At 62.3% G+C, this 19,651-nt stretch carries 14 protein-coding genes; 1 reads left to right on the forward strand and 13 read right to left on the reverse strand.

The window, feature by feature from the left end; genetic code table 11:
* Positions 1–131: 131 nt before the first annotated feature.
* From FHS74_RS11150 to FHS74_RS11190, 9 genes are all read right to left on the reverse strand, one after another.
* On the reverse strand, positions 132–551 hold the full coding sequence (locus FHS74_RS11150) for a 3TM-type holin (protein ID WP_184800358.1): 420 nt from the start codon (positions 549–551) through the stop codon (positions 132–134).
* Positions 552–598: 47 nt separating this feature from the next.
* Positions 599–1,015, reverse strand: a complete 417-nt coding sequence (locus FHS74_RS11155; protein ID WP_184800360.1) for a glycoside hydrolase family protein — start codon at positions 1,013–1,015, stop codon at positions 599–601.
* A gap of 51 nt (positions 1,016–1,066) precedes the next feature.
* Positions 1,067–1,462: a hypothetical protein gene (locus FHS74_RS11160; protein WP_184800362.1), complete on the reverse strand. Its 396-nt coding sequence runs from the start codon at positions 1,460–1,462 to the stop codon at positions 1,067–1,069.
* Positions 1,463–1,524: 62 nt separating this feature from the next.
* Positions 1,525–2,727 (reverse strand): hypothetical protein, encoded by a 1,203-nt coding sequence (locus tag FHS74_RS11165; RefSeq protein WP_184800364.1) that lies wholly within the window; start codon positions 2,725–2,727, stop codon positions 1,525–1,527.
* Positions 2,728–2,940: 213 nt separating this feature from the next.
* On the reverse strand, positions 2,941–3,324 hold the full coding sequence (locus FHS74_RS11170) for a hypothetical protein (protein ID WP_184800366.1): 384 nt from the start codon (positions 3,322–3,324) through the stop codon (positions 2,941–2,943).
* Between the two features lie 118 nt (positions 3,325–3,442).
* On the reverse strand, positions 3,443–8,050 hold the full coding sequence (locus FHS74_RS11175; protein ID WP_184800368.1) for a beta strand repeat-containing protein: 4,608 nt from the start codon (positions 8,048–8,050) through the stop codon (positions 3,443–3,445).
* Positions 8,051–8,059: 9 nt separating this feature from the next.
* Complete coding sequence (locus tag FHS74_RS11180) at positions 8,060–8,476, reverse strand: phage tail assembly chaperone (RefSeq protein ID WP_184800370.1); 417 nt, start codon at positions 8,474–8,476, stop codon at positions 8,060–8,062.
* Positions 8,473–13,269 (reverse strand): phage tail protein, encoded by a 4,797-nt coding sequence (locus FHS74_RS11185; RefSeq protein WP_184800372.1) that lies wholly within the window; start codon positions 13,267–13,269, stop codon positions 8,473–8,475. The genes FHS74_RS11180 and FHS74_RS11185 overlap by 4 nt, the downstream gene beginning before the upstream one ends.
* A 3-nt stretch (positions 13,270–13,272) precedes the next feature.
* Positions 13,273–13,734, reverse strand: a complete 462-nt coding sequence (locus tag FHS74_RS11190; RefSeq protein ID WP_211106223.1) for a C40 family peptidase — start codon at positions 13,732–13,734, stop codon at positions 13,273–13,275.
* A gap of 113 nt (positions 13,735–13,847) precedes the next feature.
* Here FHS74_RS11190 and FHS74_RS11195 point away from each other — a divergent pair, with 113 nt between their 5' ends.
* Complete coding sequence (locus FHS74_RS11195; RefSeq protein WP_184800374.1) at positions 13,848–14,048, forward strand: hypothetical protein; 201 nt, start codon at positions 13,848–13,850, stop codon at positions 14,046–14,048.
* Between the two features lie 26 nt (positions 14,049–14,074).
* On the opposite strand, the gene FHS74_RS11200 is transcribed toward FHS74_RS11195, so the two are convergent.
* The 4 genes from FHS74_RS11200 to FHS74_RS11215 form a co-directional block, all read right to left on the reverse strand.
* Complete coding sequence (locus FHS74_RS11200) at positions 14,075–14,992, reverse strand: DUF2163 domain-containing protein (protein ID WP_184800376.1); 918 nt, start codon at positions 14,990–14,992, stop codon at positions 14,075–14,077.
* 12 nt (positions 14,993–15,004) lie between these two features.
* Entirely contained in the window at positions 15,005–15,592 is a 588-nt protein-coding gene (locus FHS74_RS11205; RefSeq protein ID WP_184800378.1) for a DUF2460 domain-containing protein, read from the reverse strand.
* Between the two features lie 195 nt (positions 15,593–15,787).
* Positions 15,788–16,621, reverse strand: a complete 834-nt coding sequence (locus FHS74_RS11210; RefSeq protein ID WP_184800380.1) for a hypothetical protein — start codon at positions 16,619–16,621, stop codon at positions 15,788–15,790.
* 53 nt (positions 16,622–16,674) lie between these two features.
* On the reverse strand, positions 16,675–19,518 hold the full coding sequence (locus FHS74_RS11215; protein WP_184800382.1) for a coiled-coil domain-containing protein: 2,844 nt from the start codon (positions 19,516–19,518) through the stop codon (positions 16,675–16,677).
* Positions 19,519–19,651 lie beyond the last annotated feature (133 nt).

Genomic DNA, 19,651 nt, shown 5'->3' on the forward strand with positions numbered 1-19,651 from the left:
GCGTTCGGGGTGTAGGACCAACCGGCGCGCTATAGCCGGCTGCGTTTAATCGGAACCACAACCGGCTATAGCTGAGTCTGTCCGCGAGCGGCTTCACGCCCAAAGGCGATTCCGCCTTCGGGCGATCCGCTCTAATTGACGCCCTTCATCTTTTCCAAAGTCCGCAGGCCGCCCAGACCCAACATTCCGAGGAGAACGGTTGTCAACTGATCGTCCAACGTTGGCGGGGGCACGACGGCATGACCGGCGACCAAGCCGGCCAGCCACACCATCAGAGGCATGGCGATATACTGATAGGCCAGCGCCGCCCCACAGACCCAACCGATGAAGGGGCGCCACCCGGCGACGAAGACGCTGTTGCTGGCCGCCTCCGTCCGATTGACCTCCAGTTGGGCCAGCGTCAACTGCTGGACCCGGTCGGCCGCCTCCTTATAGGCCGCCGCCTCCGCCTGCGCCCGTGCCGTCGGGTCCGGAATGAAATCCAGCAGCTTGGTCACGACAGGGCCCAGCACACCGCTGGCCGGCGACAACAGATCCTGCAAGATACCCATGAAGATCACCTTTCTCGACGTGCGTCCCAACGCGGGGGCGGTCGGACTCAACCCACCCGGATGAGGGTGGCGATACGACCCGCCCGGGCGCCCACCTGGCTCGCCCACCGCGATGCCAGCGCCGCGTCCGCCGCCTGGCCGAACCGGCCGGCCTGGAGATGCCCCAGGGTGGTATGGAAGGTCTGGAGTGTGGGCACACCCATGTTGAACGCCATGTTGGCCACGGCGCGCTGGCGTGCCTCTGACAGCGCGCGCCACCAGGGCAGCGCGCGGTCCAAATCGTCCCGCACGCGTTCAATATCATTGCTTAGAAGGAGGTCGACCTCCGACGTCGACAGACCGACATCGCTGAGATTACGTCCAACGCCGATGGTCAATTTTCCCACCGTGTCCGCGTAGGGCTTCAGGCGAACGCCCTCATCGCGCCGCAGGTCGGCCGCCAGCGCATTCACATCGAGTATCATATGTGCATTCCACCGTGATGGTTTGTGATGAAAGGCCGCCGCCGTCGGCGATCACGCCATTTCCTGGGCGAACTGGCTGACCGCCAAGCGGTGCAAATCGTCGATCCGTTCGTGCGCCCGCGTCAGATTCTGGCTTTGACGATCCACCTTGGCGCCCAGAGCCTCAATCTGGCTGGCCAGAGTGGTCAACTGCACGACGACAGCCTTCATATCGCCGAGGGCAGCGACAAAGGCCTGCCGTCCTTGCTTGTCGTTGGCGATATCGCGTTCCGCCCGGTCCAGGCGGCTGGTGAGCACGGCCACACGTTCCGCAAGCCCTTCATCTTCACCCTCCTCCAACCGCCGGCGCCGGGAACTGAGGTGCGCGAGCGCCGACACGGCGATGGCCAAGGTCGAACCCAAAGTGGCGATAATCGCCAACGGGGTTTCACCCATACCGATTTCCATCCAGCCCCCCAATTTTAGGGAAGAAAAAGCCATTCGGCCGCGAGAAAATGAATAATTTAACACTAATGATGTATACGTGCAGCCTTCCAGCTTCGCATTAATTCTGTGATTCCGCCAGAAGCCGGGATCGCTAGAAGAATGTCGAGCGGAAGCCTGAATCTAATTCTATTAAAAAAGATCGAGTATGACGCATCAAAATATATTATTGCACATATTATTATTAATAATGGAACGGAACCCCTCCACTTCTTGTTTTTTAAAGAAAACAAAGATGTTGATATTAGAATGACGAAAAATACCGAGTAAGCCATCTGCGCCAAATTTATTCCGCCATTCGATATGGTAATATCGTCGTATAAACGGAAATAGGATACAAACTTATTAATATAATTCCAAATAGCGTGAAAAGGTTCAGCCCACAGTCGATCCACAACAAAATTCACCAGACGCTTGTTTACCTCAAGTTCGGACAAACCCAAAAGAGTGTCAAATATCGGACCGTCGGCGTTTGACACTCCCTGCCAAACATTTGACCATGGTGCATTTCCAATTATTAGATTTATTCCCGTGTTAGTACCTATAACGGGGACACCGAACACCTCCCAATTCCGGAAAATCCACCCACCAATCGGAGCGCATGCAATGAACAAAGATAAAATGCGCACAACGTGCGTCGAACCCCGGCCCAGCCACAACAAATGGGCTATTGAGAGCGGAGCGAGCATTGGATTTACAATATTCAACACCCCCCAGGCGCAGCAAGACCCTAAGATAGACTTGAATTTCGACACATCAACACTGAAATAAAAAATGATAGCCAAAAGAAAAGCCATCACCAACTGGGGGAATAATGTAACGGCCAACCCAGCCAAACCTGGGTTCGCCACGCAAAGAATTGCAGCCACGGGCCCTGCCACCTCACCGAAGAATTTAACTGCCAAACGAGATACAATCCATGCGGAAATCGCCAACAGCACGATTTGCATGAGCTGAACAGGAAATATACCAACATTAAGCGCAATTAAGGGAGAAATTAAAATTGGATACCCAGGGGGCCTAAATGCAGTTGGCTCCCCATTGGCCGAAATATAAGCATGATTATTTATTATACGAGACGAAAGTCCAATATACTCAATCTCGTCTTCAAACATTTGGCGGTTTGAAGTCAATTTTAAACAGGCGAATACCAATGCAATTACCGCAATCAGTATTATTGCAATAGATATGCGCCTGCGCGTGCCCACATACCAACTATTAGAATTCATTTAATTAACACCAAATCCAAGAGAAACGACCCCGCTAAAGCGATTGCATTCAATATATTTCGGAATGAGATCTATTTCATCGCTACACTCATATTTATCGTTCGATTTTGCGAATCTGAGATTCGGTAAATCTAGACAAAAAGCCATCGCGTTTTTCCGCCGCAAAGTGCCGAAAAAGCACATAAAATCAAAACAAGTGACCCGCGTTCCCGATTATAAATCCCCCTCCTTCAATTGCGCCAACCCCAAAGGCAGTTGCTGCTGCGCATTGGTCAGTTGCTCTGCCAGCACACTCACACGTTCAGTCTGCTCCTGTAGTTCCTGCTCCAACCTAACGACCCGTGCCTGCGCCACCTCGAGATCTGCTCGGGCATCGCCTGCCGTCTTCACGGCCGCCATCTGTAAGGCAGACAACAGCTCTGACAGAGGGTAGCTGGTCGTGCTTGTAACCCCCTCGGCCTCGCCGAGGCTCTCCGCCACCGTGGACTCGTCATCACTAACTACATAGCGCCACTGGACATGGCAGCCTTGAAGGCGGCCATCCACCCCCCAACGCGCTAGAAACTCATAGGGTAGCTTTGTGGTCTGCAGGGTCATAGGGCTTTCCTCGGAGTTAGAGCGCAGCGAGATCAGGCGGAATCTCCTGATCGTCTAAATCTGCGCTATCATGAACAGGTTACGAGCGAGATACGATCATAGGTGTTCCCATCTTGCTTTAGGAAACAATGGCGCCATCCGGCCACCGCCAACTGCCGCCATCGGAGACGGCCTGGCGCTTGTTGCTGGTGCCGTCGGACACATAAATCATCCGCCCAGCGGGAGATGCCGTGGGCAGGGTAGCCACGGTGTAGGAGCGCAGCCCCACGATCCCGTTGGCGTCAAATGCAGTGACGCCGTTGGCCGTAATCGCGCCGCCAGAGGCGATCGTCATGCGCGTTGTGCCGCGGCCACTCGAACCGGTCGCAAACGCCAGGCTAGTAGGAACGGAGCCGGTAGAGGGCGCGCCGTCGACCACTGCCGAAATCTGAGCGGACGGGATGATCGCGGAGCCGTCTGCGCCCGCGAACACGATATAGCCGAGGCCATCACCACTATTGACCGTGGTCACCGAGTTGTAGGAGGTGCCCCGGGTCTTTTGCAGGACCAGATTGACACCGCTGGAATCAGCGGTCGACCGGACCAACGAAAACGCGACACCGCTGCCCTCGTTCACGCTGAATTGCGGCGCCACACCAGAGATCGAGGGCGACGTTCCGGCCGATGAGTTTACGCGGGCGCCCCCATTGGCGATCATGGCGCCCGTCGCTGTCACCGTGCCGCCCGCAGTGACGTTGCCTGACGCCCCGTTCACGTTGAACGCAGCCACCCCGCTGTTATAGACCGTCAAACTACCCCGAACGCCATTGGTGCCCAGATATACACCGTCATAGGCGCCACCCACCGTCTTGATCACAAGCCCGGTATCGTTAGACGTCGGCGTAACAGTCGGAGTGCCTGTAAATGCTGGGCTGGTGGCAGTGAGTGCCCCGGTCACCGCCAACGCGCCCCCGAACGTGAAAGCCGAGGTCATGCTATTGTAGGCGACCTGATTGCCATTGAACTTGAAGCTGGTCAGGTCGGCATAAAGCACGTTTCCTCGAAAAGTGAAATGGTTCAGGTCCGCATACAGCACCGAAGTCCAGGTGATGGCCGCACCCGCCGCCGAAGAATGGCCATCGAACGAACGAAATTCAAAGAGGCCGCCATCGCCAGTATTGGTCGTGCTAAGTCTTATATTGGCCGCATCCTCGCTAGCTGCCACCAGGGTCGGGCTGGCGCCACCAGCCGTATTCCAATACCAATTCTGGCGGCCGGTACCATCCGTCGTGAGCCAGAATGCCTGGACGCCGGTTTGAATGCCTGCCGCCGCGTTGATCTTGCCGCTGACCGCCAGCGTGCCCGGCAGCGTAGGGTTATTGGCCAGCACCACGGCACCCGAACCCGTCACACCATTGGAGAGGTCGGCGGCCGCCAGTTGGCCCACCGTAACAGGGGCGCCAGCGGAGGCCTGTTTCAGGACCTGGCCGGCGCCACCAGTCGCGGAAAGGTCGGCGTTGGTTCCCCCATACGCCAGCCCGATCCTGGTGGCGGTCCATGCCGTGGTGCCGGAGACCGTCCCGCCGCTCACTGCCACCGCGTTGGCCGCCTGAGTGGCCAGGGTACCAAGGCCGAGGTTGGTGCGGGCCGTGGCGGCCGAGGCCAGATCGCTCAGATTGCTGGCCGCCGCCAGCCGGCTGGTGTCCGTGGGGTGGACGTGGTCCGCGCGGGCGTAACGGGTGCTGCTGCCGGCCGCCGCCGTGCCATTCACCGTCGGCGTAGCGGTGCCGGCCTGCCCCACCACATAGGCCGTTGTCGCCACCTGCGTCGTGTTGGTATCCGCGGCGGCCGTGGGTGCCGTCGGCGTCCCCGTCAGCGCCGGGCTGGCCAGGGGCGCCTTCTTGGTATCTAGCTCGTTCAGGGCCGCCTGGACCGTCACCGAGGTGACACCACCCGCTGGCGTGTTGGTGATCAATGCAGCCGTGTAATCGCCCGACGCGGCCGCCACGGCCCCGGTGCGCCCAAACACCGACAGCACCGGCGCGGCGGGGTGCGGCAGTTGCACCCAGTTGGCCAGTTGCGTCGGATCATCGGCCGCCAGGATATAGGCTTCCGACTGATCGGTGCGCACCGCCACGTCGCCGCGTTGCGCCGTCAGGGCCAGCATTGCCGCCTGGCTGGCCACCGGGAAGGTGTCGGTAATGGCCAGCGCCGGCAGCTGGGTGGTGAGCAACTTGCCGGCGCTGTCCAGTGTGGCCAGGCCGTTGGCCACCCCCATCCTGGCGGTAACGGCCCCCTGGACATAGGCGGTAGTCGCGGCCTGGGTATTGCTGGTGTTGGTCGATACCGTCGGGAATGTGGGTGTATGGGTGAGGGCGAAGACCCCCGTGGAGCGGTCGACGTCCAAGACGTTTTCGATGAAGCCCCCATCGTCAGCACAGCGGTGCATGAAGATGTGGCTGCCCGCGTTACCGCCGGCTTCTGGTTGGTAATCAATACCGAATGCGAAGCGTGTCACGCCGGCGCTTTTGAACGCGACATAGCGATAGTTGCCGGGCGCCCCGTCGACGCTCATGTACGTGGTCGCCGTTGGTGTAGCTAGGGTGGGGCTGGTGGCGAGAACTGCCGCACCAGAGCCTGTGCTTGATGCCAACTTCGCGCCAGAAGACGCATCATCGGAGACGCGGTAAACATCCCAGCTATCGGCCCACACCCCGAGACCTGCACTTTCCACAACGGCTGACATCTGGGAGTTGATCGGCAACTGGACATCCCAGAACGGGTACCCATCCGTATCCGTCGCGGCAACCGTATAGGTTGGCCCCAGACCGGACACTCCAATGATCGGGTCGCGGTTGGCCGTCACGTAGGAGCCAAAAGCCAACTGGACAGAGCCGCCGCGCGCGAAATCGTCCCAGCGCCCAGCCCACCGGATCGTGTGGATCACCGGCGATTGTCCGCCACTGGTTTTGCGCAACTTGAACCGCAGCGTCCGCACCCCCGCAGTGTCATTGAAAGTGCGAATGCAGCCGCCGACACCCCCGATTGACGGATTGATGGGGTGCGTTTTGGCTGTGCTGGCCAGCGGTACCGACGTGCCATAGCTGGCGACCCCGCTATCGCCATACAGGGAGCGGATATCCGACGAGGTGTCGACCGCTTGAGTGGTCGGGACAAAACCGTCACCCGCCACCCGCCCGAGCGTTACCACGGCACCAGCGTTGAAGGCCTGAATGCAGAACGGCGGCATGGTCGCCCCCACATGCCGCAGCGCCACGTCATCCACCGTGATCTGTGCGGCATCCGCCGCGACGAATGCGGACGAAATGGTGCTGCTTGTTTCCAATCGGGAGGCGCGAAGTACGATGTTCGAGGAATTCTGGGCGGACACGCAAACACCGTTGCTGTGGTTGACCACCTGCAACCCAGAAATATCAACCCGTTGAGCATTGATCATGTAAACGCCACGGTTGGTGGCGCCGTTGACGATCAAGGCCGAAACCGTCACATCAGAGGTGGCCGTGGACCCATCCAGGACGAGGCCATCCTGGGCACCATCAATGGTGCCCCCAGAAATTGTGACCTGCTGGCAAGACGCCAGTTCGATGCCGATGGCCAGGCCGCTGGAACCAGCATTGATGACGTTGCCCGTCAGGGTGGCCCGCGTCGCCGCATCCAGGCTGATACCGAAGCCGTTGTTGGCATGCGTGCCCGTGACAACGGTGCCCGCAACCGTCACGTCCGTGGCGCCACCCCAGATCTCGACCCCAATATACCCCGAACTATCGACAATGCAGTCGATGACCCGAATTTTGGAACAGGGAACCAACGATCCGCCGTACGACCCGACGGTCTTAATGCCGGCGCTATCGGCCCCTGTGCCAATGCCCGAAACCCGCGTCCGCGTGATACTGATGTCGGAACAGTTGCTATGCACGATGATACCCTGCTGGCCACAGGACGAAACAGTGCAGCCGTCAATATCCAGGTGCGTGAGGTTGTCCCCGCTGAAGCCAGCAGCTGCGGCCCCCATCATGGTGACACCGCGCAGTGTCAGGTTGGATCGGCCACTGGCTACAATGCAACTGCCCGCAGGCGCACGCACAGCGCCGGTCGCGACCGTGATGCCGTCGCCCGCCAGGGTCATCGCATCGCCCGACTGTGCCGTTACAGATGGTCCATCCCAGGTCACGCCCACGCCCAGGGTCAAAGCCCCCGCAGCAAAGATCAACTCCCCATCGCCTGTCACCGTCGTGTCCGCCGGCACCGTCAGGCTCTGCGCGGACAGATACCGCCCCCGGATGGTCAGCGTGCCACCGGCTGCCGCCGCCAGGGCCAGCGCCAGGCTGGCGCCGCTGTCCGTGATGCCATCGGCCACCGCGCCGTAGTCCAGCGGACTGATGTTATCGATCGTCTTGGCGTTCATCGTGCCGGCGATCGCGGTGATCGCCCGGTTGAAAACGTCGTTGGCGCCCGGGTCGCCGTGGGCCAGAAGCGGGGCGCCCGTCTTAGGCTCGAAGTCGCGGATGATGCTGTAGCTGACGGCGGTATAGCCGATGGAAGGCCAGGGCGTCTCCAGCGTCAGTTGGGTGTCGCCGTCAACGGTGGCGACGCGCGCCATGGGGATGCCATAGCCCACCCACAGCCAGTTCCCGGGCTTGACGTTGGCCTGCCACGCCGTGCCCGCGCCGGTGACGACGGCGCTGCCGCTGGTAAGGGTGATGGTGCCGGTACGGTATTGGGCCATGGGGCGTCCTCAGGCGGGCTGGACCGGCCACGCGGGCGCGGTCGGATCGGTGCAAGTGTCGGGCAGGTCGCGCAGGGCCTGGCGGTAGGCCGCCCAGGCGGCACGCTGTGCGTCGGTCATGGCCGCCCATCGGTCGGGCAAAACGCGGATGTCGCTGGCGTTGAGCCGGACGCTCCGTTCCTGGCGCAATGCGCGCCAGGCGGCCTCGGTGGCCAGGGCGGCCTGGTCGGCGGCGGGCAGCGCTGTAAGCGCACCTTCCACCACCCGGTGCGTCGTCTCACTCACCGCGGCGTCGAGGTCGATCACTACGGTGGCCAAGCCCTCGTGATAGGGGGCGTCCGGATCAAAAAGCGGCTGATCCGCCGCCCCCTTGACCGTCCAGCGGGGCTTGCCCGTCGCGGCCTCGTAAATCAGTAGGTGTTTCATCGGTAGGTCGCCCAAACAGCGAGGGAACAGTTGCTGGCGGTGATCCGGCCGTCGCCGCCGTTCCATTGCAGGAGGACGGAATGCGATCCAGCGGCCAGCGTGGTGGCGTAGCTGTAGGTCGGCGTGTCGTTTGGTTGGGTGCCTGACCGGTTGATGACAATCGAGCCGTCGACGAACAGCACGCCGGTCCAGGTCGGCCCTGTCGACGTATAAGACTGCTGCCAGTTGGTCACGATCAGGACCGAGGCCGCCGCCGTCAGGGTGAACGCGCAGCTCACAAAGTTCTGATAGGACCCGTTGCCGGTCAGCGTGCCGCTGCTGCTGGCGATCTGGGGCGCGGTGACGGCGTTGGCCACGATCTGGCCCGTGTTGACAATGTTGTTCGCCAGGCTGCCCCCGACGATCACCGGGTTGCCGGCGGCATCCCAGGTCCATAGACCATAGTCCCCGAGCCGATACCCGATCTGGACGCGATCCGTCGTTCCATTGGCGCTGACGTTGATGCTGGGGCCGCCCCCAAGGTTTCCGTGCAAGTCAATGTAGCCGCCCGACCCGGACCAGATCCGGATGTCCTTGGAGACGATTTCGCCGCCCGTCAACTGCCCCACCCCCAGGCTGCCGAGATAGCCCACGCTGGCGGCGATGGTGCCGGCGGTCAGCACATTGGCCGACAAGTTCTGGATGAAGGCGTTGTTGACCACCACCTGGCCGTCATCCGTGACGAAAAAGGGCGACAGCGTCACCGTGCTGCCGGGCTTGACCAGGGCGAAGGTGTCGACCTCGATCACCAGGGCACTGGTGCTACTGCTGTTGGCCAGCCCGATACCGGCAACGTGGCCGTTTACATTGGTCTTGAGCACCCACTGGGCGTTCAGGCCGCTGACGCTGGTTTGTAGCGTGGAAATCGACGCGGTGTTGTTACCCACAGTCGTGGTCAGGCTGGTGATGGCCGTGGCGTTGGCGCTATCACCATTGGCCCGTGCCGTCTGTTCTGTCTGCAAGGCCGCATACGTCGCCGGCAGGCCCGTGCTGCCGTTGTTGACCTGGGCCGACAGCGTGGTGATTGAGGTCGACAGCGCGCTATCGGCGTTGGCGCGCGTCGTCTGTTCCGCCGCCAGGTCCGCACGTGTCTTCGGCAGGCCCGTGCCGCTGTCGTTCACCTGGGCGGAAAGAGTCGTAATCGAAGACGACAAAGCGCTGTCGGCATTCGCCCGGGTGGTTTGCTCCGCCAGGAGGTCCGCCCGTGTCTTAGCCAAGCCGGTGCTGCCGTCGTTCACCTGGGCAGAAAGGCTGCTGATGGAGGTCGACAGCGCGCTGTCGGCACTGGCGCGCGTCGTCTGCTCCGTCACCAGATCGGCGCGGGTCTTGGCCAACCCGGTGGCGCTGTCGTTGATCTGGGCGGACAGCGCATTCGTCGCGCTGGCGTTGGCGCTATCGGCGGTCGCCCGGGTGGTCGCCTCGCTGCTGATGGCAGCGAAGGCTGCGGACAGGCCGGTGGTCGGGTTGTGCACCTCACTGGCCAGGGTGGTGATCGAGGTGGCGTTGGCGCTGTCGCCGTTGGCGCGCGCCGTCTGTTCGGTCTGGATCGCAGCCGCATTGCCGTTGATGGCGGCCGTCAGCGTCGTGGTGGTGCTGGCCAGGCTATCGGCCGTGGACTGCTGGGCGGTGCTGACCGTGTCGATATGGGCCTGAAGGGTCTGTGCGCTGGCGAGGATGGCATTCGCCCGGGTCGTGGCCTCCGCCTGGATGGCGGTCACCCGGGCCGCCGCCTCCGCCGCGATCTGGGCGGCCACGCTGCCGGGCGTGGTCGTGGGGGCGGTGACCAGGCCAATCTCATCGACCAGGTCGGTGACCAGTTGGTCCTTGCCGATGGTGTTGGCCGCGATCTGTGCCGAGGTCAGGTACGGCACCTGGAACTGCAAGGGTGCGGTGATGGGGCAGCCCGCGGTGCCGAAGGTGTCGAAGGTCTGACTGACGGCATAATAGGTCGCCCCCGCCGTCAGGCCGGCAACGGTCAGGGGGGCCGTGCTGCCGCTGGCCGCCGGCTGGCCGCTGGTGTCCACACGGGTGGTGGCCCCCACCCAAACGTTCACGCCGGCGAAGTCCAGCGCGTCATCCCCTGTCGGGGCGATGAAGGCGAACAGGGTGGACAGCGTGTTGGGCAGCGCCTGCAACTGCACAGACGCTGGCACCGGGTTGTTGACGGTGATGGTGGCCGGGTCCGTCTCTCCGCCCAGCTTGTCGCGGATGGTGACATGGAAGGTCAGGCGGCGGTGCGGGCCGCCGGCGTCCTTCGCGTTCATGCTGTCGAACAGGTAGAAATATTCCGGGTCCGTCACCAGGTCGGTGCGCAGCACGGCGCCGCTGTCGGGCTCGATCACCGTGACGGCATAGGCCTGGAAATACGGGTTCACGAAGCCGCTGCCAGCCCCGTAGGTCTCGGACCCGAAGTCCGCCGAGGTGCTGGGGAAGTTGCCCCGCCACACCAGGTGGATGTCCTTGCCCTTGAATTCGGTGTCCAGGCCCTGGCCGTATAGCTCCAGCCCGGTCACGCTGGCGCCATCCATGACCCCGTTCACATTGATGCTGACCGCCGGACCCCAGGCGGATCGCACGTCGGTGCCGATGCTGGTGGCTGCCTGTACGGTGTAGGTGGCAGCCTGGGTGACGGGCGTCAGCAGCGTGTCGGTGGCGCCGGCCGGCACCTTGACCTGCTGCCATTCCGTCACCCCGCCACTGCCGCTCACACCCCAGCGCAGCACGGTGTCCGTCGCCATCCCGGCATCGGCCGGCGTCCAGCGGGCGCGGATGCCGGGCTGCACCGTGCCGTCGGCCAAATAGGTGGTCTCCACCGCCAGGGTCAGCCCGGTGGGCGCCGGCAGCATGCCGATCGCCCCCACGGGGCTGTAAAGGAAGGCGTCCACGTCCGCCAGGCTGCGCTCCGCCGCCTGGAAGATGTTGAAGCTGGTCAGCTTGATGTAGAGGGTCTGGCCGATATAGGCCGCCGGCAGGTCGTATTTAAAGACGGCCTCGTCCAGGCGCAGGAAGGGCGTGCCGGCGGGGTGGTCGACGGCACCCGTGCCGTATAGGCCCCGGTTCAGTCCAGTCAGGTGATAGGCGGCGCTGCCGGTCAGGGTGGCGCCGGCATAGGCCAACATCTCCGTGCCCACCAGGCTGAGCGTGCGGGCGGTGGCGGCGTCATCGGCTGTACCACCCGCCAGCTTCAGCCGGCTGGTGGCCAGGGTGGCGTAAGCATCGCCCCCCGCCGCCGGCAGGGCCTGGCCCAAGGTTCCCAACCGGGCCGGCGCCGTGATCTGGCCCACGCGCTGATAGGTCAGGTCATCCACCGAGATCCAGACGGAGCACCCGCCCCAGTTGCCGGACAGGCCGACGGCACCGATCCACACCTGCTGCACGCCGCCGGACAGGCCGGGCGACGGCTCGAAGATCACGGGATCGGCCAACTCGCCCGGGTTCACGCCGGTGTCCAGCGGCGTGTTGGACAGGATGGGGGTGGGATACAGCGTGGCGGTGCCAATACCGGCAGGCAGTTCCTCCGCCGTGAAGGTCAGCTGGCCCTCCTCGTCCTCGTCGATCTGGCTGATGCGCACGGGGAATTTGGCCAGGCCCAAGGCGGCGTCAGTCAGGGTGACGATGTCGCCCGGCTCCAGTAGGGCGAAGGTCCAGGCCAGCTTGAACTGATAGGTGTTGCGGACGTAGAGCTGGCGCTGAAGGATCAGGGTGGCGATGGCCGACGCCGTGGTGGCGTTGCAGATCTCATGCGCCTGGACGGGATCGCCGGTGCGCAAGCCGTAGGCGTCGATGGCCGCCAGATCGCGCACCTCCGCGGTCGCCGTCTGGTAGGAGTTGTCGCGGTCCTTGTACTCCACCTTGGCGGTGTTGGTGGCATCGGCCGGGTCCGACCGGCTGAGCGTCACCGGATCGTCGCCGGACCCGGCGATGAAGTCGTCGTCGGTCAGGTCGTAGATGGGCGTCAGGTCGGGGGTGAAGGTGACGCCGTTGCCGGTCAGCGGCTGGTCGCCCAGGGGCAAGGCCCGCACCATGTCGCCGGACCAATAGATCAGCGTGTTGGTCAGCTGGGCCCAGCGGTTGACGATATCGCTGGCGGCCTCCTGCTCCGCCAGCAGCGGCGACATCAGCAGGCCGGCGGCGGCGCAATAGGTGCGCCAGGCCGTCAGGTCGCCGATGCGGTCGGCCGGCAGGCCCACGCCATAGCGCTCGTTGGTCAGGAAATCGACCAGGATGTCGGCCGGGTTGGCATCGAAGCCGGTGCGCGGGACGGCGTTGGTCTGCAGTTCGAAATTATGGTTGGGCAGGCTGGCGCTGCCGCCCAAATCATAGGAGGGCGAGGCGACATAGGCCGTGTAGGGATAGGCCAGCGCCTGGTCGGCATGCTTGGTGTAGAGCGAGGCGAAAGGCGTCTGGTCGGCCGTGCCGGTGAACAGCGTCAGATTCAGCTTGGCCAGGCTGGTGTCGGTCTTGTCCGCCCATACCCGGCCGATGGAACCAATGCCCCCCTCGCACAGCGCCATGGCGACGGCGCAGCTGTAGGCCTGGGTGGTGGACTGCGACCCGCCGCCCTTCCCGCCGCCGCTGTCGCTGGCCACGGCCCTGGACGTGAAGTCGTCATACCAGATCAGGTTGGGGGCGGCGCGCTGGGTGCCCCACAGCAGCGGGATGGGCAGGCCGGCCGCGCTGGTCTGCACCTGCAGGCCGGTGTAGCTGGGCTTGGTGTCGGCATTGGTCTTGCCGCCGCCGAAAAGTCCGGACATGGGTCAACCCCACAGGCTGTAGAAGATCAGGGGACGGTCGAGAAAGGGCTGCTGTCGCAGGTCGCCCACCACACACTGGCCGTCCCGGGCATAGGCGTGGACCAGGGCGGACCGCCCGGTCATGACGGCGCCATGGCTGAAGCAGCGGCCGAAACGCGCCAGCACCACGTCGCCCGCCTGGGGAGCGCGGTCCGCTGGATCGAAGGGCCGGCCGAAGCGGGCCGCCCAGTCCACATAGCGCTCATCCGAGCGGTGGAGGTGCCAGTCCGGCGGATAGGGGCGCGGGTCGAAGGGGGGCAGCACGCCCGTGTCCACGAACACCCGGACCAGCAGCATGGAGCAGTCGACGCCGGCGCCCTTCACGTCGGCCAGCTGGTGATAGGGCGTGCCCACCCAGGTGAGCGCCTCCGCCGCCACGGCGGCGCGGGCGGTGGCCTCATCGGGTGGGGCGGGAGTGTTCGCCATCACGAGTCCTCCACAATGATGATTTGACGCTCACGGGGGCGGATAAACGGGCGTAGACTGAACCTCTGGAGTCGCCCGGGCCTCCGGGGCTCCCCTCTTCAGGGAGGACGGTCATGGCCGAGAAGGCGCAAGGCTTCTGGAGCGATCTGCTGCTGGAAGAATTCGTTGAAAGCCTGGAGTGGGCGCGGTCGCCCATGCCTCTGATCATTCCACCGCCGGAGCAACTGGCGGACATGGCAGCGGGCATGGTGCCACCCAGCCTCAGGCGACACGGACGGGCTCATTTGACACCGCCGGTGCTGCCCTATCCATGAGTCAGAATGCTAGGCAGGGCCTGTGGTCAGGTCGCCGTTTCCGCCGCCGGGATATAGGGAAAGGCGCGGATGTTGGCCAGGTTGTTGAACCGGGCCTTGCAGGTGGCTGCCGTGTGGTCGCAGCCATAGGTGATCTGGAACGGGTCGCCCACGGCCGGCGCATGTGGCAACGGGTAGGCCAAGCCCAGGTTACCACCACTGACAACTTTGATGGACCGAACCACCCCGGCGTTCATGCCGCCCGTGAAGCTGACCGCCCCTTGGGCGAAAGCCTGCGGATCCAAGGCGTGGCCAGCCCCGTCAGCAGCCAGGGAGGTGAGAGGCGTTGCCGGCACGATGGTGCCCACAATGGAACCTTGGCCTACGCTGTTGGTCCAGGTGTAGCGGCTGCGCAGCACCGCGCAACCGCTGTCGTATAGGGTGTGCAGGCAATTGGCCTGGTACAGGTTGCGGGGCATCTGCTGATCCAGCAGCAGCAGGTCACCCTTCACCGTGAGGCTGGCGCGCATCCGGCCCGCGGTGGCGGTGGAGACCCGGCCCTCGAACAACAGGATGGTGCCGAACGCGGCGGTGGACGCCGTGGGCGTCAGCGCCCGTTCCAGCCGGATACGGGTGCCGTCGAAGCCGCCGTTGTTGACGAAGGCGTTCACGGGGACGTCACCCAGCAACTCGCTGGCGGCGCTATCGATGGTGACGGTCATCTCCGGCACCTCCAGTTGCGCCTTGGATGACCAGCTGGATCGTGCGATGCGGGGACCGGCGGCCGACCAGGTGGTGCCGCCGTGGCTGATATCCCGGTCGGCAGTCGTCCAGCGCCAGACGGTGCCGGTGGGGGCGCTGGGGTTGCTGACCTCGGCCGTCAGGGTCACGGTGAACAGGTCCGCCGACCACAGGTTGGGCGTGGTCCGCAGCCATTGGATGAAGGCGGTGTCGGTGGAGCGCATGGGCTTTCCCCGTCAGGCACGCACGCTGATCAGGCCGACCTCTTTGGTCTGCCACAGCTGGGCGGCGAATTTCTCAAACTCCAGGCCGTCATCCTTGAAGCGGCACAGGAAGCCATAGGTGAAGTCGGCGCTGATCACCGCACCGTTGGCCGGGGCGCTGGTGAAGGTCAGCAGACTGCCGTCGACGCTGAATCCGGACGTCTGCCGCACGCCGTTGACGTAGAGCGTGACGGCGCCGACCATCCCACCCACCGGCTCGACGTAGCCGCCGAACGTTCGCACGAGGGTGAAATTGGTGCTGGCGCCGTTGCCCACGGCGATGGTCTGGCCGGTGGCCTGGTAGTCGTCCGGATCCTGGAACAGGAACGGCGTGAAGGCGCCCTGCATCTGGAGGTAAAAGCCCAGCAGCGTCTTCAGTTCATTGGCTGTCGCCGTATCGCGCAGGAAGTCATAGGTCAGCTGGAATTCCCAGATAGGCGCGGACCAGAACGCCATGCGGGTTTCCCGCCCGGACGCCGCCGTCGCGATTTTCGTGGACCAGGTCGGTTTCTTCGTGACGGAATAGCCCAGGCCCGCCAGGGCCGGATAAATCGCGGTCATGGACGGCTCCCTATATCTGAAATGATACTGACAGCATGGGAAAGTGGTTCGCGCCGTTATAAGACGCATCTCTCGTCTCCTGGCTTTTCAGAAGACCGCCTGAGAATCTCAAGGCGAAGAGATCGCGCACCTACGGCATATCTTGTTTAAGAAAAATTAATCTAATAGCAATGAGATAAACATTATATCAATGCTCTATTTGCTTTTTGTTATATAGAAATATGTGTTGTCTATGTATTTTGTATTTCTTGATGTTCTTTCGTCCCGTGGTATTTTCTTTACATATGTGTCCCACTCAAAATGCAGACCGCATATATTATGGGTGTTTTTGCCAGATCCATTCGAGTTGTCGATGTGCTCAAAAAGGTCATTATATAGAAAGTAAGAAAATTTCTCTTCTGTTATGTTTGGACACCCATCAAGAAGAATTGGATAAATGACATCATATATTCCAAGTGCATGAAAATCGTCTAATGTTTTAGCCATGATGAAATCTGCCCCACCTCTACTTATGGAATATATAAGAACTTCCTCCACCTTTCTGGTGCCGTCTTTGGTTGTCAGTAAATCAATCCAATAATCATCCGATGTTTGCAATCTGCCCAGTGGCGAAAGATAAGCATATGAAGTTGATATATCAACAGATAATGCCTCTAAGCGATTTCCGTTCATATCGGCCTTGAAATCCCCAAGAAATGTCCCGCCGTCTTTCCATGCCCTACTGCGCATCTGAATAACCAAGTGGCTGGCCAGAGTTGCAATGCACAATGTAACCGGCGCACCGATGCACGCGGGTTTTTCCTTGCCCGAACGCAGGTTCGAGATATGGCGTGCAGTATCCTGAAATTGTGCATCTTCTGGGATAACATCCTGCGGGCGGACGAGAACATCGTCGTGGGCCGCCAGCAAAACCTGCGGCTCAGCGCGCACCATCGGTCCGGGCTTGGACGGGGAACACCCTGCCGCACCGCAGGCCATGCCCCCCATCGCCAACGCCCACCGCATCCAAAACGCAATTCTCTTGGGCATCGTTTCTCCCCCATTTCGCGGCATCTCAGCGGATCAACGCCGAAACCCATGTCTCAAAAAACGAAATTCCGTTTCTGCCCCCGCAAGGCCGACACCAGTTTGTCGCCATGGCGGTTGAAAAAGCTCGCCACGTCACGGCTATCCATGGCCTGGATGTTCAAGGTCACGGTGCCGCCACCACCGGCACCCAAGGCGCCATTGGCGTTGGCGGCACCACCACCAGGTAGATTGAGATTGGCGGCTGCATAGGCCGGCACGGCCAATGCTGGAAGCTTCTGAGCCGCCAGCATGGAGCGCATGGGGGTGGCGATACTGGCGGGCAGCACCATTTCATCCTTGTGCAGTTCCGTCAGCATGCCATCGGCCGGCACACGGCCCCAGCCGCCGGCGGCGCTGGACAGGCTGCTGGTTAGGCCAGCGATGGCTAATTGCACAGCGGCGGAGATAGCGGGCGCGATCCACCATTCCGGCCCGGCACTGGCCGAGGCATAAGCGTTGGCCGCGCCCTTGGCGGCGGCATTATTGATTTCAGCGGTCGCCGTCTCCACCGACTTGGCCTTGATCTGGGCCGTGGTGTCCTCGTCGGAGGTCAGCTTGATCACATTGCTCATGATCCAGGCGTTGGCCTGCTTCTCAGCCATGCCCACCAGCTCTGACAGGGCGGATTTGGCCATTTCGCTGACCGCCTGGCGCACCGTCTTGGTGCCGGTGATCAGGCCTTGGATCGTGCCGCCCATGGACTTGGTGATACCTGTGACCAGCTGCTGGTATTTTTCCTGTTCATCGCGAATGGCTTGGCGTCGGATTTGCGTGATCTGATCCTGTGCCGTCTGCTTGACACTCGTTACCTTGCTCGCGAACCGTTGTTCGATCACCGCGCGCGCATCGGCATCCTCATTGGCGGCAAGCAGCCTTCGCTTGAACTGATCCAGCATGTTCAAAGTAACGTCACGCTGAGCCTCGATCTCCCTGGCGTTGGCGGCGGCGATATCAGCCGCAGACAGGGACAACATCTGCCGCCGGAACTCGACATCCTTCCTGTCCTCTTCCCGCTCGGCGGTGGTCCTCTTGTCATCCTTGCTTGGCTTTTTGGCCTCCTCCACCGCAGCCTGCGCCATCAGGTCCGCGTCGTCCTCGTGAGCCTTCCGCAGCCCCGGGGCGTCTTTGCCATACAGCTCCGTCTGCGCGGCCAGAAGCTTCTTCCAGCTGTCTTCCAGTTTCTCGTTCTTGCTGAGTTGGGCGACCAGTTCCTGCTGTGCGGCCTGAATGCTGCTGTTCAGCACAGCCTTGTGGGTCGCGGTGATTTCCCTTTCAAGTCGCCGCGCATCGGCCGCCCGGTCACGATAGTTGGCTTCGATGAACGCCAGTTCAGCCTTCAGCGCCGTTTCCCGTGCTTCAGTACCCTCACCAGTTGCCTTCACCGTATCCTTGAGACATGCCAGTTCCCCGTCCAACTCCCGACGCTGCCGTTGGGTCCTGGCGGCGCTCGCCGCCTGTTCTTCCCGCTCCCCCTGCGCCCGGGCTGCGGTCGCGGCCTGTTCCTGCACCTGACGGCCACGCGCGGCGGCCTGTTGGTCGGCGCCCTGCTGTCGGGTAAGGCGCCCCTGCGCCTCGGCCAGTTTCTGTTGGGCGACCTCCAAGTTGTTGCCTTGCAGCTTTTGGGTGGCGATCAACTCCTGCCATTTCCTGACCTCCATCTCCAGATACTCGCGATCGGCACTGCCCTTGATCGCAAGCTGCTTCGCCAGGTCGTTAGAAAGTTCGGCCAGCAGGACCTTGCCCTGCTCGCGAGCCCGCAAAGCTTCCTCATCAGGCTGGGTCAGCCCCCGCCGCGCCTGCACCAGCTCGGCGCGCGCGGCATCGGCGGCACGAGCATTTTGTACATAGTCCCGCCCCCAACTATTGGCCGGAGCATATAGCGCGCCCTCACGGCCCCCATTTTTACTCTCAGCCTCCCGCACTTTCCTCAAGGCTTCGGTATACCGCCCAACCCGGTTGGTCATCCCCTCCATGAAGATAGCGCCGGCCTTGTGCGCATCCCCAACCTCTTCCGCCTTTTCCAAAGTATCCAGCTCGGCGGCACTTAGCAGATTATACTCTTTCGCCAGGGCATGAATGGTGGCGAAGTCACCGCTGGCGGCCGTGCCGATGGCCGCCGTCAACTTGCCGACGTCCTTGTCATCCTTGATCTGCAGCATATCGGCAAAGGCGCCGCTCACCTTTGCCGCCTCCTTCTGAACGTCGGCGGAGGCGCGCGGCATGGCGCTGGTGATGGCATTGATCAGCGTGAGCGCCCGTTCCTCGGTTCCCCCGATCTCCTTCAGAACCGCATCAGACCAGGCCCTGATCGCCGGGGGGACGCCTTCAGCCCCCCGCCCCACCCCCGCCATATGCCCAGAGATGCTTTCGATCTTCTCGTCCACCTCAATAAGATGGGCCACCAGCATGTAGCTGGCGGTACCGACAGCAGTAAGTATCACGCCCGCCGCCATTCCGGCGGGACCGAAACTGGACAGGGCCCCCACGATGGCAGGCACCTGCTCAATGACCGCCATCAGAGGATCGGTTCCCTGCCGGATGGACGTGCCCATCTTAATGGCGGAATCACCCAGATCCTTGAAGGCGCCGCCGACCTTTTCCACCTTCTCCGACAAGGCTTGGTGCTTTTCCCCGGCGTCCTGGGCCGCCTTCGCCTGTTCCGCCAAGGAGGCGGCCGCTTGCGTGCCGGTGGCCAGCGTGCCCTGGGCGGCCTGGGCCATACCGGTCAGCGAAGTCGCCAGCGTGGCGAAATGCTCAGCCGCCTTTTCCGTCGTCCCCGTAAGGCTGGACAGTGCCTGGATCAGAGCCCCCGCATCGCCCTCTATTTTTACGCCGAAGCTTTCTTGGGAAGACGACATGCCCATCTCCATGATTGGAATATTTCAATCTACGAAGAACCCGTGATTATTACTAATCACATAACTTTGAATTTCGACACCTGGCAATACACCTGAATTGACGGAGGGGTTCACAAGCCCCCGAAAATCGGAA

This window comes from Nitrospirillum iridis, from assembly GCF_014205765.1.
In the GTDB taxonomy this organism is placed as follows: domain Bacteria; phylum Pseudomonadota; class Alphaproteobacteria; order Azospirillales; family Azospirillaceae; genus Nitrospirillum; species Nitrospirillum iridis.